Here is a 13,729-nt window from a genome sequence, read left to right as displayed (position 1 = left end):
CCAATCTGATAACCGGTGGCGCCCTTTGCTCAATTATTTTTGTTCTGTCAGATAGAACGAAATGTCTTCTGATGGAACAAATGTCGGCATTATCTCTCCGTATGTCAACCCATTAACGCCGATCAATCACATTGAGTCAGCGTCGCAGACTGTTCCTGTGAACTCTTCAAGCGAAATGAATGGCGTTGACAACCATCCAATCGAGGTCGATGATTTATTTAGAACATCGTTCTGCAGAGTAGAACAATTTCCATTGCCTCATCAGAGAACCGATGATGAACCCTAATAAAAACATCGACATCCTGATCAGCGAAGTCGGTCCTCGAGACGGTTTGCAAAGTGTCAGTACGACGATGCCGACCGACTTGAAACTGAAATGGCTCACCGCCTTGGCGGACTCAGGGCTGAGCGAAATCGAGATTGGCTCGTTCGTTTCGCCCAAGCTGCTGCCGCAGATGGCTGATGCGGCCGCGTTGGTGGCTCACATGCGTCAGCGGCCAGAGGTGTTCGTCACTGCGCTGGTGCCCAACCTGAAAGGCGCGCAAGCGGCATTCGATGCTGGCGTGCAGAAAATCACCCTGCCTGTTTCGGTCAGCGAGCCGCACTCGCTGGCCAATATCCGCAAGACGCATCAACAGGTGATCGACGAAGTGCGTGCCGTCATCGCATTGCGCAACGAGCGGTTTCCCCACATTGAAGTCGAAGCCGGGCTGTCGACCGTATTCGGTTGCACCCTCCAGGGCGTCGTCCCGGAAGATGACGTGATCCGCATGGCGCTGACGATGGCCGAACTGGGCGTCGATGAGGTTGGCCTGGCTGACACCGTGGGGTATGCCAATCCGGCTCAGGTGCGACGCATGTTCACCCGGCTGCGTAACGAAATCGGTGACACGGCGGGCAGCGCGCACTTCCACAACACCCGGGGGCAGGGCCTGGCGAATGTGCTGGCTGCGCTGGAAGCGGGTGTGACGACGCTTGACGCGTCGCTCGGCGGCCTCGGTGGCTGCCCTTATGCGCCGGGCGCTTCGGGCAACATCGTGACTGAAGACCTGGTCTACCTGCTCGAAGCCATGGGGCTGCGAACCGGGGTCGACATCGACAAACTGGTGGCTGCGCGTGAGTGGCTGAAAAAAGGCCTGCCTGGCGAACCGCTGTACGGCTTTATTCCGGATGCCGGGGTGGGCAAGAACTTTCAATACGCCGGAGGTGCCCGATGAGCGCGCAAAACCCGAACCTCAAGGGCTTACCGCTGGCAGGTGTGCGGGTCGTCGAATTCGTGCACATGGTGATGGGGCCGACCTGTGGGCTGGTGCTGGCAGACCTCGGCGCCGAAGTGATCAAGGTCGAGCCGACACCGGAAGGCGACAATACCCGCCGCCTGACGGGCTCCGGGGCCGGCTATTGGATGACCTACAACCGCAACAAGAAGAGCTTTGCCGTCGATATCAAGACCGAAGAAGGCATGGCTGCGGTGCGCAAGCTGATCGAAAGCGCGGACGTGGTGACCGAAAATTTCCGCCCCGGGGCCATGGAAAAACTGGGACTGGGTTACGCGCAGGTGAAGGCGATCAAGCCCGACATCATCTACAGCTCCATGAAGGGATTTCTCCCGGGGCCCTATGAGCACCGTACCGCGCTCGATGAAGTGGTGCAGATGATGACCGGTCTGGCGTACATGACAGGGCCCGAGGGCCGTCCGTTGCGAGCGGGCGCGTCGGTCAATGACGTCATGGGTGGCATGTTCAGTGCCATTTCGATTCTCGCGGCCCTTTGGCAGCGAAAGGCGACCGGTGAAGGACAATTCGTGCAGACGGGCCTGTTCGAGAACTCCGCGTTTCTCGTTGGCCAGCACATGATGCAGATGGCGACCACTGGCAAGCCGGCGGCACCGATGCCCAGTCGCCTGTCGGCCTGGGCCATCTACGACGTGTTCGATACCCTGAATGACGAGCAAGTGTTCATGGGCGTGGTCAGTGACAGCCAGTGGCAGAGTTTCTGCGCCGCTTTCGGCTTCGAAGCGCTGGGGCGCGATCCGGCGCTGGCGCGCAACACACAGCGGGTGCAAGCCCGTGCGAGGATCCTGCCGCTGGTCAAGGAGCGCCTTGCGACCCTGGATAAACAACAGGTCATGGTCATGTGCGAGCAGGCCGGTTTGCCGTTCTCGCCGATCCAGCGGCCACAGGACCTCTTCGAGGACGTGCACCTCAACGCTTCCGGCGGCCTGGCAAAGTTGGCGCTGGACAATGGTCAGGAGGTGAAGGTGCCGATGCTGCCGTTCGAGATGAATGGCCAGCGGTTCGATGCGCGCCTGAACGTCCCGCTATTGGGCAGCCACTCCCGTGAGCTGCTCGAACAGATGGGGTATGCAGCGTCGGATATCGAAGCGCTGCAGGGGCGCGGCATCGTTCGCTAGATCCGGCGCGCCACGCCCCGTTCAGACCGTGGCTGGCGGTCATTCCCGCCGCCAGCCCTACAATAATAATGTCGAGGAAATCAGTCATGGCGATCGTCACGACGTCTGCGCAAAGCAACAAACAGGTCCAGCCCGACACACTGAGTGCCGAGCAGACTCGCGTATTGCACAAGGCCGCCTGGCGCCTGATTCCACTGCTGGCGCTGGCGTATTTCTTCAATTACCTGGACCGCACCAGCGTCGGCTACGCCGCACTGCAGATGACCGACCAACTGGGCCTGACTGCCACGCAGTTCGGCCTGGGTGCGGGCATCATGTTCTTTGGTTACTGCCTGTGCGAGGTGCCGAGCAACCTGGCGATGTACCGCTTCGGCGCGCGGCTGTGGATGGCGCGGATCATGATCACCTGGGGCCTTGCCGCCGCCGCGACGGCTCTGATCGTCGGGCCCTATAGCTTCTACCTCGTACGGCTGATCCTGGGTATCGCCGAAGCCGGCTTCTTCCCCGGCGTGATCTTTTTCCTCACGCTGTGGTTTCCTGCGCAATACCGCACCCGCGTATTGGCCTGGTTCACCGTGGCGACGCCGATCTCCTTCCTGGTCGGCGGCCCGCTGTCGATCTGGCTGTTACAAATGCACGGCACCCTGGGGCTGGCCGGCTGGCAATGGATGTTCATCATCGAGGGCGTGCCCGCCTGCATTCTCGGCCTGATCACGCTCAAGGTGCTGAGCAATCAGCCCTCCGAAGCCAAGTGGCTGACGGCGCATGAGCGCGATGTGCTGACCGGCATGTTGGCCGATGAGCAGACCAAGGGTCGCCACAGCCACGGTTTCACGGCCGCGTTGAGAGATCCGCGGGTGTGGATCCTCAGCTCCATCACGTTCAGTTTCACCCTCGGCTCTTATGGTATCGGTATCTGGTTGCCTCAGATGCTCAAGGGCCATGGCGTGGAAGTCAGCCTGATTGGTTGGGTGGCCGCCATTCCGTACTTCTTCGCCACCGTAGGCTTGTTGATCTGGGCCAAGCATGTCGACCGCACCGGCAAGGGCATCCTGAACCTGACGTTGGCCATGCTGCTCGCCGGTGTTGCGTTGCTGGTGGCCCTGCAGATGAACGCGCTGATTCCGGCATTGGCCGGGATCACCATGGCCCTGGTCGGGACCATCGCCGGGAAAACGATTTTCTACACTTTGCCGGGCAAGTTCCTGCGTGGTCAGGCCGCTGCGGGCGGCATCGCGCTGATCAACTCGATCGGTGCGTTCGGCGGTTTTGTCGGCCCTTACCTGATGGGCTTTTTGAAGGACTACACCGGCTCTTTCAACGCAGGCCTGATGGCGATGGGGTGCATCATGTTCGTGGCAGCCGCCATGGTGATGTCGTTGCGTCTGTTCTTGCGCGAAGAATGAAACGGGCCCAACGGGATGATCGGAGAAAAGAGCCAGCGAAGATCTGATATTGTCTGGCAGGTGACCGTCGCGGCAGTGAAGCCCTTCGGTCGCTTGCCAAAGACACCGATTATGAGTGGCCATGACTAACCCATCCGACAACAAACTGACTGAACAACCCGAAAGCGCGGAGGGCGGCGTTGCGGCCGTCGATCGCGCTTTTGCCATTCTCGCAGCCTTCAACGTCGAGCAGGATTGCTTGAGTCTGGCCGAGATCGCACGGCGGACGGGGCTGTATAAAAGCACGATCCTGCGCCTGATCGTGTCCCTGGAAAAAGCCGGGTTCGTGCGCAAGCTGGTCGATGGTCGCTACTCGGTCGGTCCCGAGCCGCTGCGTCTGTCACAGCTGTATCAGACGTCTTTCCGCCTGCGCGATGTGATTCACCCCTTGCTGGAGTCGATCACCGAAGAAAGCGGAGAGACGTCGTCGTTCTACGTGCTGGAAAACGGCAGTCGCGTCGTCTTGTTCCGCGTCGAGCCCAAACGGGCCGTTCGTGTCTCCGTGGTGGAGGGGGCGCGCTTTCCGCTGCACACAGGCGCAGCCGGGAAAATTCTCCGAGCCTTTTCCAAGCTGAACGATCCTGCGCTTGTCGAGATCAGGGAGCGTTTCTGGGCCTGTTCATTCGGCGAGCGGGACCCTGAGACCACCGCCGTGTCTGTCCCTGTTTTCAGCATGGGGTATGAACTCAAAGGGGCGCTGACCCTCTCAGGGCCGTCCGACCGGCTGCTCAAGGACCACATCCGGGACACGGCGGCGATTCTGTTGCGCAATGCCGCTATTGCGACCAGTGCGTTGGGCGGCAACAGCCATGAGCTGCGGGCGGCCCTTGAGCGTCTGGATTCGTGAGAACGCTCCGGTCATTCACCACCGTCATAAATGGGCAACCGCCAGCATCACGCCACTCAACGTGACTAACGCAAGCACGGTGGAGGCGGCAATACTGGCGGTGACTTCCTGCTCTGCGACTTTGTAGCGGGTGGCGTAGAGGTAGACATTGGCGCCGATGGGTAACGCGGCGCTGACAATCATGACCTTGAAGCCCACGCCTTTCAGACCCACCAGCATGCCCAGCGCGAACAAGACCAGCGGATGAATGCAGTTCTTGGTCAGCGCCAACCAGAGCCCTGTCCTCAGGTGCGCCAAGTCCTTGTTGATCGCAAGCGTCGCGCCCACCAGCATCAGCGCGATGGGGGAGAATGCGCTTCCGATCAGTTGCAGCGTTTGATCCAGGGCGGAGGGCATGGCCAGTCCGCTCGCGGAATAGATCAGCCCCAGCAGGATGGGCAGTGGCACGGGATGAAGCAAGGTGGCTCGCCCGGCCTTTATCAAGGTAACGGCGAACCGGGTGAAGGGTGACCGGCTTCCCATGGAAGAGCCATTGGCGCTGGCCTCACGTGCGTCCGCGAACTCTACGATACTGGTCACCATCGTCAGCATGATGAGGGAGTGCACCGACATCAGCGCAAACAGGGTCACGAGCCCCTCTTGCCCATAGGCCATGCTCACCAACGGCACCCCGATCATCAGGGTGTTTGAAAAGGTAGTGGACAAGGCCAGGACCGCGGCGCGCTTGTTGAACCCGTGCCTGACCATGACGAGGGTGAAGACCACCCAGATGGCGCAGAAGTAGAGGGCGACCGGGGTGAAATCGATCTCTGCAAGGTGCACGGTGGCCATGCTGCGAAACAGCAATGCCGGGGCGAGCACCAGGAACGCGACGTTCGAGATGTCCCTCATGCCCTCGGCCCGCAACCATCCGACTCGGACAATCAGATAACCGAGGACGATCAGCGTGACTACAGGGATCAGTGCCTGGAAAACCGGCCCCATCATGACTAACACCTCGGCGTGTGGGCTTGTTCAGCAGGACAGCATACCCGACGGAACGACACGCGGAGTTCACGTCCGCGGGTCGGTTTGCGCAGGCGCAAGGGGGGCGGTCTCCTGGATTTGCTCAAACCCTGTGTGAATCACGTCGCAAACGAAAGCCTGTGAAGGCCTCGTCTGCGACGATGTCGGCATCAGCGAAGGGTGGCTCTCACGCGCTCGCGGAAGGTGTTTTCGATGCCGTCCTGGATGGAGAGCTTTTCGGCCAGCGTCGGCAGGATGTGTCGGCTGATGACGATGATGCCGTCGCGATCTCCCAGGATCGCGTCGCCGGCATTGCACACGACATTGCCACACGCCACGGGCGCCCCTACATGACCTGGGCCGTGCTTGGACGGCCCGGCTGGGTTCACTGCTCGTGCATAGACGGGCAGCCCCATGGTGTCGAGCTCTTCGATGTCGCGCACGGCACCGTCGATAACCACCGCTGCCACGTTTCGGGCCAGGCAGACCTCGCCGAGCAGGTCGCCGAACACGGCACGGTTGGTTTCGCCGTTACCGTTGATGACCAATACATCGCCCGGCTGCGCATCATCCAACGCTCGGTGAATCGCGAGGTTGTCGCCTTCCCAGGTCAGGATTGGCAATACGGTGCCAAAGAAAGTGGGTTTCCCGGCGACGTGGCGGATGGCCGAGGCCATCATGCCCAGCCGTTGAAGCACATCGCCAATCAAGGCGACGGGATAACGGGAAATGTCTTCGATCAGGTTGAGGGGCGCCCGCTCCCAGTTATCGCTCACGGCGATGTTTTCATCGGATGCATTAATGAACATGGAGACCTCTGACAGTAGAAGGACAAGGGGGTCAATCGAACGATCGAGCGACGGGGGCGTTCACCGGGTGTCGAGGAGCCTCACCTCTGAGCACCGCTGCGATGGCATCGACAGCGCTCATACCCACCCGAAGCAGGGACTCGTTGGTCTGTCCGGCTACGTGCGGGGTCACGATGAGGTTAGGAAGCTCGGAGATGGGAAACCTGTTGTGCTTGAATGGATGGATCATGTCGACGTTTTCCGCGTCCAGCACATCGACCCCGGCTCCCCCCAGATGTCCGGACCTGAGCGCTGCGGCCACGGCGGCTTCATCCATGACGCCGCCACGGCTGGTGTTGATCAAGATCGCGCCTTTCTTCATCTTCTCCAGCTCGGCGCTGCCGATCAGCTTGCGGGTGCCGGGGAGCAGTGGAACGTGCAGGCTGACGACGTCGGCGTTGGCCAGGAGGGTGTCCAGGCTGACCAGGCGGCTGTCGAAGCTCGAGTCGTAGGCGGGGTCGGTGGCCAGCACGTTCATGCCGAACGCTTGCGCGACAGGTGCGACGTGTTGGCCAATGTCGCCGAAACCGATCAGCCCCATCGTGCGCCCTTCCAGCTCGATGCCGGTCAGGGATAGCCGGTCTTCTGCCCATATGCCGTTTCGGGTCTGTTCCGAGGCCATCTGCAGTTTGCGGCCCAGGCTCAGAAGCAACGCGAACACGTGCTCGACGACGCTGCGTCGGTTGGCGCCCGGGGTGTTCGTCACCCACACCCCATGGTCGGCAGCGGCTTTGAAATCGACGTTGTCATAACCCGCACCGTGCCGGGCCACGATTCGCAACTTTGGCGATGCCGCGATCATTTCGGCAGACACCTGTCCGCCACGGAGAAATACCGCATCCACCTGTTTTTGAATTTCTTCATACGCTACAGCGTCAGGGCCATAGCCCAGACGGATTTCTCCCACGGCTGCGAGCCGTGTCAGCACGTCCTGATGGACAGGGCTTGTCACGTAAATCAAAGGCATGAGCGCCACCTCAGGAATATTGATGGGTCGTGGTGTCTTGGTCGGCCGGCGCGTTCTTGCGCACGGTCGAAATAATGATCAGCCCGATGACGCCGGCGATGCACAGGATGTAAGCCGGGGCGTATTGGTTGCCGGTGGCACCGATGAGCCAAGTGGCGAAATATGGGCCGGCGCCGCCGCCGATCACCGCGCCCACGCTGTGGCCGAACGCCACGCCGGTGTGACGGATGTGCATGGGGAAAAACTCCGGCATGACCGAATAGGTGCCTGCCTGGCACAGGGCGTAGGGGATCATGCCAAGCGCCAGCCCGGCGATGGCGAGGCTGACCGAGCCCTGCTGCATCAGAATGAAGGACGGGATCGACAGCACCGCGTAAGCGATGTACGAGAGGCGCAGGATCGATTTCCCACCCCGGTAAGAACCGAGTTGGCCAGCCAGTGGAATCAGGAACGCAGCGAAGATCACCGCGATCAGCACGATGGTCGATGCCTGGCCTTTGCTGTAACCCAGGATGGAGCTGAAGTACGCGGCGATGAAGACGGTGCCGATGTAGGTCCCGATGTTCTGGACCAGGGCGATCAGCACCACTTTGAACAGTGCGCGCGGGTAGCTGCTGATCAGTTCGGCAAAGGGCTGGCTCTTTTTGCCGGCTGTGTCGTCTTTCTTCGCCTCGAACTCCGGACTGTCTTCAATGCTCAGGCGCATCCACAGGCCGATGATGCCCAGCGGGAGCGCCAGGAGGAAGGGCACGCGCCAGCCCCATTCGAGCATTTGCGGGTCGGTGAGCGTTGCGGCAGCGAGGCCTGCAATGGCAGCCGCCAGGCCCTTGCCCAATTGGGCAATGGAGGGCAGGAAGGAGATGTACAGCGAGCGGCGGCTGGGTGGCGCCCATTCCCGGATGTAACTGGCTGCACCCCCGATCTCCCCGCCCGCCGAGAAGCCTTGGAGCATCCGCAGTGCCACCAGAAGAGTCGGCGCCCAGACGCCAATGACGGCATAGCCCGGCAGCAGGCCTATCAAGGTGGCTGCCGCGCCCATCAAGGTAATACTGGCGATCAGGCTGGTGCGCCGGCCCACCTTGTCACCCAGCCAGCCGAACCCGATGGCCCCCAATGGGCGCACCAGAAACGCCGAGCCGAACACCAGGAACGCGTTAAGCAACCCGATGGTAGGGTCATCCGACGGGAAGAACACCGTGGCCAGCGTGGCAGCGACGTAACCGTACACGCTGAAATCGTAGTATTCGACGAAGGTTCCGAATACCGCGGCGCGAGTGGCCTTCTTGGCCTTGGTCACCTGCTCTCTGGTTTTGGTCGGCAGCACCGCAGGCTGCGCCATCGCATTGTTGTTATTCATGGCCACTCCAGATTATCGGACGCTACCATTCAAAAAATGGGACAGTGTCCTGCTTTTGTTTTTTCTAGAATCCAGAACGCTGAGCGGCTTGTCAACTGCCGCGTATCATTGCGGTGAGCGCGGCTTCCCCCGCAGAATGAGCGCCCCTGCCAACGATTCGATCTTCCGATGCCTCAAGTACCGCCAGCCAATCGCCGCGTCCAAGCCGGTTCACCTGCTTCCAGCCACATCCGACTGATCGAAGTGATCGACGCGCTCGTTTTCCGGTTCGGTGCCGAGCCTTGGGGCGTCCGGGAACTCGCGGCTCGCCTGGACGAAAGCCGGAGCACCGTGAATCGGATCTTGCTCACACTGGTGGAACAAGGGCTGGCGCTCGAAGCCGGGGCGGGGAAATACACGGTGGGGCCGAGGTTGAATGTGCTGACCAACGCACTGATCGATAGAAGTGCCCTGTTACAAATTGGCCGCACACGACTCGCCGAGATAGCCGACGCCACGGGGGCGACCGTGTTGCTGTCCATTCACAGCCCCTGCGAGGGCGGCTATTTCGTGGCCGCGTGCGGTGAGCCGAAGGCGTCGCTCACCTTCAGGCCAGAGTTGGGAATCATGCACCCGCTGTCGTTCGGTCACATTGGCCAAGCATTTTCGGCGTGGATGGGGCCGGACGCGTGTGGCCAACCTGGCCGCGCCGACCCCGCAGACCTGACGGCCCATGAGTTTCCGGAGCCGTTGGCCGTGACGGTTCGCACACTGCGGTGTGGTTTGCTGATCGCGGTCTCCGTGCATTCGGCAGACGGGGCGCCGGCCCAGTCGCTGGCGCACATCAGCCAAAGCGTGTCGCAGTTTGCCGAGGAACTGGACAGTGCGCTCGATGGGATCATGCGCGACGGTGAAAGGTCTGATCCGGTGATTTCACTGGAGGATGCCAAGACCACTGCCTCCCGGCTGGAACGGCTCATGCTCATCGCCTGCGCCCTGCCGCAAGGCGTGAAGTACACCGTGGGTTTGCATGACCAACTGCTGTGCAATGCAGCCACGGCCAAGCGCTTGATGCAGTCGGGTCTTGAGTCCGAAATCGTGGTGTCGGTCGACGCCGTGTTGTACCCGGGGCCAAAGTTGTTTCAGTGGGCAGCCAGACTGGGCTTTCGAGACAACATCGCCGATCTGACGCGCTCGACGGTCAGCAGGCTGGTGCAGGAAACCGGGGAGACCATCGCGATTCTCGCGTTCGACAAAACGCTCAATCGTGCGCAATTCCTCGACGTGATACAGGGATGGCGTCCCATCCAGTATCAGCTCTCGGTTCACACGGAGGTGCCTCTGTACGCCGGTGCGGCGGGCAAGGCGGTGCTTGCGTTCTGCGAACCGGATGTCATTGAGGCGATCGACCTGGTCAAGCTGACCGATGCCACCATCACCGACCGTGACGCCTTGCAAAGCGACCTCGATACCATCGCGCAGCGTGGCTGGGCAACGGGCACTGGCGAGCGTGTATTGGGCGCTTTCGGCCTGGCCGTTCCGTTTTTCGTGGATGGCCAGATTCGCGGCTCCATTTCAGCGACCATCCCACAAAACCGCAAGGATGAGCGTGATCTGCCTCGTCTCACCCTGTTGATGCAGGAAGCGACGAAAAAGATTGGCCGGCTTTTGTCCTTGGGGATATGAGAGCAGTTGCCAACCCTCAGCGGTGTAGGTGCGTGCTTCGGCTCGACCGTGGGTAGGCTCTGAAGCGCTCGTCACGAGCCCCGGTCGAGGGGCTCGCGAGAGCAGGGCGGTTGCGGGACGTGCGACGGGTCAGTGTGCGGCCTTGCGCTGGGCCTGCACATCGGCAGCGCTCACCGGCTTGCCGGTGTTCCCCCATCCGGTGCGGATGAAGGTGACCACGTCAGCCACTTCCTGGTCGGAGAGACGCCATGCGAAACCCGGCATGGCGAACGCCGTCGGGGCGTGCTGGTTCCCGGGGAGGTAGCCGCCATCGAGCACGATGTGAATCAGCGACGTCGCATCCTTGCCATTGACGACCGAGTTGCCGGCCAGTGCCGGGAACACCTGCGCGTAACCTTTGCCGTCACTGCGATGGCAAGCCATGCAGTTATCTGCATAGGTCCGTGCTCCGACCGCCTGCACGTCCAGGTTGGCCATCTGCTTGGCAGTGTCGGAGCTGCCTGATGCTGCAGGCGCAGGGCCTGACGCGGGCAGGCTCTTGAGGTAACGCGCGATCGCCAGGCGATCCTCGTCGGTCAGGTACTGCATGCTGTGCTGCACCACATCGGTCATGCTGCCGAACACTGCCGTACGGTCGGTGCGACCTGTCTTGAGGAACTGGGCGATTTCCGCTTCGCTCCAGGCGCCCAGACCATCATGGGTGTCGCCTCGCAGGTTCTTGGCGACCCAACCTTCCAGCGGAGCGCCTCCGGCGAGGAACTGACCTTGCGCATCGGCCGACAGGGCTTTTTCCTGCATGCCGATACCACGCGGCGTGTGGCAACTGCCGCAATGGCCCAGGCCTTCGACCAGGTATTGACCGCGCGCCAGTTGAGGGTCGGATGAGGCAGGCACCGAGCTCGCCACGGCCGGTGCGAATGTCCAGCGCCAGATCGTCAACGGCCAGCGCATGCTCAGCGGCCATGGGATATCGGCATCGCGGTTGGGCGTTGCGGCAGGCTTCACGGCGTTCATGAAGTACGCGTACAGATCCGCGATGTCCTGATCGGAGACTTTGGCATACGACGGAAACGGCATCGCCGGATACAGGCTCGAGCCATCACGCCGGATACCGTGACGCACGGCCTTGTCGAAGTCCTCCAGCGTGTACTCGCCGATGCCGTGCACGGGATCAGGGGTGATGTTGGTGGCGTAGACCGCGCCGATCGGCGTTTCCAGGCCCAGCCCGCCGGCATAGGGCTCGCCGCCCTTGACCGTATGGCAGGCCATGCAGTCGCCGGCGCGGGCCAGGTACTCACCCCGCTGCACGGCTTGAGGATCAGCCGACGCGGCCATCGCATGCAGGCTGATCGAGCCCAGGCACAATGCGCTCCACTTCAACAGTGTGTTCAACGTCGTCATCTCAGGCCTCCACCAACGGCTTGCCGGGGTTCTTCAGGTAGTGCTGTCTGATGGCATTGGCCGACCAGTACGCGAGGGCACCGACGAGTCCCGTCGGGTTGTAGCCGATGTTCTGCGGAAACGCCGATGCGCCGATCACGAACAAGTTGGGCACATCCCAGGATTGCAGGTAGCGGTTGACCACGCTGTTGGACGGGCTGGTGCCCATGATGGCGCCGCCGGTGGTGTGCGTGCTCTGGTAAAAACGGGTGTCGTACGGCGTACCGAGCTTCTTGACATTGACCTGGTAGGAATCAGGCTTCATCGCCTTGACGATCTCCTCCGCTTTGCCTGTCACGTACTGCGACATTTTGATGTCGTTGTCATGCCAGTTGAAGGTGACGCGCAACAGCGGCTGGCCGAATGAGTCGCGGTACGTCGGGTCAAGGTCCACATAGCTGTCTCGGTAGGCCATCACCGAGCCTTGGGTGTAGATGTTCAGGCTGCGTTGATAATTGTCGGCGACAGCGGCTTTCCAGCCTTTGCCCCAGTTCGGCGCGCCTTTGGCGACGCTGCTCTGCCCGATGGGACGCCCGCCTGTGCGGTGGTGACCGATGTTGGCGCCACCGATGAAGCCCAGGCCGGTGTGGTCGAAATTGTCGCCGTTGTAATTGTCGATGGCCGATCCGCCCGCACCCGTCCCGATGAAGGGGTTCAGGTACGTGCCCTTGGGCATGACCACATTGATCGAGCTGAGCATCTGATACCCGTAGTTCTTGCCCACCAGACCTTCGCCGGTCTGTGGGTTGTAGGGTTTACCGATGCCCGACAGCAGCAGCAGGCGCACGTTGTGCAACTGGAAGGCGCTGAGGATCACCAGCCGTGCCGGTTGCTCGGTCTCGTTACCCTGTGCGTCGATGTAAGTCACGCCTGTCGCCTGTTTCCCGGTGGAATCCAGGTTCACTTTCGTGACGTGGGAGAGCGGGCGCAATTCGAAGTTCTTCCGGCGACGAAGTGCGGGGAGGATCGTGGTCTGCGGCGAGGCTTTCGAATACATGTAGCAGCCATAGTTTTCGCAGAAACCACAGAAGTTGCACGGCCCCAGGCGAACGCCGTAAGGGTTGGTGTAGGGCCCGGACGCATTGCCCGCCGGGATCTTGAAGGGCGAGTAGCCCAATTGCTTGGCAGCGGTTTCGAACAGCGTATCGCCGTAGACCGGTTTGAGCGGTGGCAGCGGGAATTCCTTACTGCGCGGGCCTTCGAACTGGTTTCCGCCTTCGATGAGCTGACCCTTGATATTGCCCGCTTTGCCGGAGACGCCAGCGACGTCTTCGAAGCGAGTGAAGAAGGGTTCGAGTTCTTCGTAGCTGACCCCGTGATCCTGAATGGTCATGTTGTCAGGAATCATGTTCTTGCCGTAGCGCTCGGTGTAATGGCTGCGCAGCTTCAGGTCGCTGGGCAGTGGGCGCCAGGTCAAGCCGTTCCAGTGGAAACCTGCGCCGCCCACGCCGTTGCCCAGCAGGAAGGTGCCTTGCTGCCGGTAGGGGACCGCGATGCCGGAGGGCGTGTGCCGAATGGTGACGGTTTCCTTGGACAAGTCCTGATACAGCTTGCCGCGCACCGTGTAGGCGAGTTCGTCGATGACTTTCGGGTAGCTCGCGTCGTCAGGGGTGTCCTGATCAGGCCCACGTTCCAGGGCGACCACGTTCAACCCGGCCTCGGTCAACTCGGCCGCGAGAATCGATCCCACCCAGCCCAGACCGACGATTACGGCATCGATTTCCGGTTTTTTGATTGCCATC

The 13,729-nt window shown here is 61.4% G+C and carries 11 protein-coding genes; 5 read left to right on the top strand and 6 right to left on the bottom strand.

Translation table 11 applies throughout. The features are described from left to right. The first annotated feature begins 275 nt into the window (after positions 1-275). From DBP26_RS18830 to DBP26_RS18815, 4 genes are all read left to right on the top strand, one after another. Entirely contained in the window at positions 276-1,217 is a 942-nt protein-coding gene (locus DBP26_RS18830) for a hydroxymethylglutaryl-CoA lyase (protein ID WP_108238909.1), read from the top strand. After that, the gene (locus tag DBP26_RS18825; protein WP_108238910.1) at positions 1,214-2,413 is read left to right on the top strand and encodes a CaiB/BaiF CoA-transferase family protein; all 1,200 of its coding nucleotides are present in this window, start codon (positions 1,214-1,216) and stop codon (positions 2,411-2,413) included. The genes DBP26_RS18830 and DBP26_RS18825 overlap by 4 nt, the downstream gene beginning before the upstream one ends. Before the next feature lie 86 nt (positions 2,414-2,499). Then, a complete protein-coding gene (locus DBP26_RS18820; protein WP_108238911.1) occupies positions 2,500-3,819 on the top strand; it encodes an MFS transporter in 1,320 nt (439 codons plus the stop codon). A gap of 121 nt (positions 3,820-3,940) precedes the next feature. Then, positions 3,941-4,705, top strand: a complete 765-nt coding sequence (locus DBP26_RS18815; protein ID WP_108238912.1) for an IclR family transcriptional regulator — start codon at positions 3,941-3,943, stop codon at positions 4,703-4,705. 24 nt (positions 4,706-4,729) lie between these two features. Here DBP26_RS18815 and DBP26_RS18810 read toward each other — a convergent pair whose 3' ends face one another. The 4 genes from DBP26_RS18810 to DBP26_RS18795 all read right to left on the bottom strand — a co-directional run bounded on the left by DBP26_RS18810 (position 4,730) and on the right by DBP26_RS18795 (position 8,882). Continuing rightward, positions 4,730-5,692 (bottom strand): AEC family transporter, encoded by a 963-nt coding sequence (locus DBP26_RS18810; protein WP_108238913.1) that lies wholly within the window; start codon positions 5,690-5,692, stop codon positions 4,730-4,732. A gap of 188 nt (positions 5,693-5,880) precedes the next feature. Then, positions 5,881-6,519, bottom strand: coding sequence for an RraA family protein (locus DBP26_RS18805; protein WP_108238914.1), 639 nt, complete (start codon positions 6,517-6,519; stop codon positions 5,881-5,883). Positions 6,520-6,550: 31 nt separating this feature from the next. Continuing rightward, positions 6,551-7,525 carry a hydroxyacid dehydrogenase gene (locus DBP26_RS18800; RefSeq protein WP_108238915.1) on the bottom strand — a complete coding sequence of 325 codons (975 nt, stop codon included), beginning with the start codon at positions 7,523-7,525 and terminating at the stop codon, positions 6,551-6,553. 10 nt (positions 7,526-7,535) lie between these two features. Further along, a complete protein-coding gene (locus DBP26_RS18795; protein WP_108238916.1) occupies positions 7,536-8,882 on the bottom strand; it encodes an MFS transporter in 1,347 nt (448 codons plus the stop codon). Positions 8,883-9,050: 168 nt separating this feature from the next. On the opposite strand from DBP26_RS18795, the gene DBP26_RS18790 reads away from it, so the two are divergent. Further along, entirely contained in the window at positions 9,051-10,547 is a 1,497-nt protein-coding gene (locus DBP26_RS18790; RefSeq protein WP_108238917.1) for an IclR family transcriptional regulator C-terminal domain-containing protein, read from the top strand. Between the two features lie 129 nt (positions 10,548-10,676). Here DBP26_RS18790 and DBP26_RS18785 read toward each other — a convergent pair whose 3' ends face one another. Both DBP26_RS18785 and DBP26_RS18780 read right to left on the bottom strand, forming a co-directional pair. Further along, complete coding sequence (locus DBP26_RS18785) at positions 10,677-11,882, bottom strand: cytochrome c (protein ID WP_256600565.1); 1,206 nt, start codon at positions 11,880-11,882, stop codon at positions 10,677-10,679. Between the two features lie 67 nt (positions 11,883-11,949). Next, positions 11,950-13,728, bottom strand: coding sequence for a GMC family oxidoreductase (locus DBP26_RS18780; RefSeq protein WP_108238919.1), 1,779 nt, complete (start codon positions 13,726-13,728; stop codon positions 11,950-11,952). Position 13,729: the final 1 nt, after the last annotated feature.

The organism is Pseudomonas sp. RIT409, assembly GCF_003052515.2.
Taxonomy (GTDB): Bacteria; Pseudomonadota; Gammaproteobacteria; order Pseudomonadales; family Pseudomonadaceae; genus Aquipseudomonas.
Note: the sequence above shows the minus strand (reverse complement) of the source record. Positions and strands in the feature narration are given on the sequence as shown.

Bases quoted from the DNA above. Each gene is read 5' to 3' on its own strand.
- DBP26_RS18830 (WP_108238909.1), top strand. From the start codon at position 276: ATGAACCCTAATAAAAACATCGACATCCTGATCAGCGAAGTCGGTCCT.
- DBP26_RS18825 (WP_108238910.1), top strand. From the start codon at position 1,214: ATGAGCGCGCAAAACCCGAACCTCAAGGGCTTACCGCTGGCAGGTGTG.
- DBP26_RS18820 (WP_108238911.1), top strand. From the start codon at position 2,500: ATGGCGATCGTCACGACGTCTGCGCAAAGCAACAAACAGGTCCAGCCC.
- DBP26_RS18815 (WP_108238912.1), top strand. From the start codon at position 3,941: ATGACTAACCCATCCGACAACAAACTGACTGAACAACCCGAAAGCGCG.
- DBP26_RS18810 (WP_108238913.1), bottom strand. From the start codon at position 5,692: ATGATGGGGCCGGTTTTCCAGGCACTGATCCCTGTAGTCACGCTGATC.
- DBP26_RS18805 (WP_108238914.1), bottom strand. From the start codon at position 6,519: ATGTTCATTAATGCATCCGATGAAAACATCGCCGTGAGCGATAACTGG.
- DBP26_RS18800 (WP_108238915.1), bottom strand. From the start codon at position 7,525: ATGCCTTTGATTTACGTGACAAGCCCTGTCCATCAGGACGTGCTGACA.
- DBP26_RS18795 (WP_108238916.1), bottom strand. From the start codon at position 8,882: ATGAATAACAACAATGCGATGGCGCAGCCTGCGGTGCTGCCGACCAAA.
- DBP26_RS18790 (WP_108238917.1), top strand. From the start codon at position 9,051: ATGCCTCAAGTACCGCCAGCCAATCGCCGCGTCCAAGCCGGTTCACCT.
- DBP26_RS18785 (WP_256600565.1), bottom strand. From the start codon at position 11,882: ATGGCCGCGTCGGCTGATCCTCAAGCCGTGCAGCGGGGTGAGTACCTG.
- DBP26_RS18780 (WP_108238919.1), bottom strand. From the start codon at position 13,728: ATGGCAATCAAAAAACCGGAAATCGATGCCGTAATCGTCGGTCTGGGC.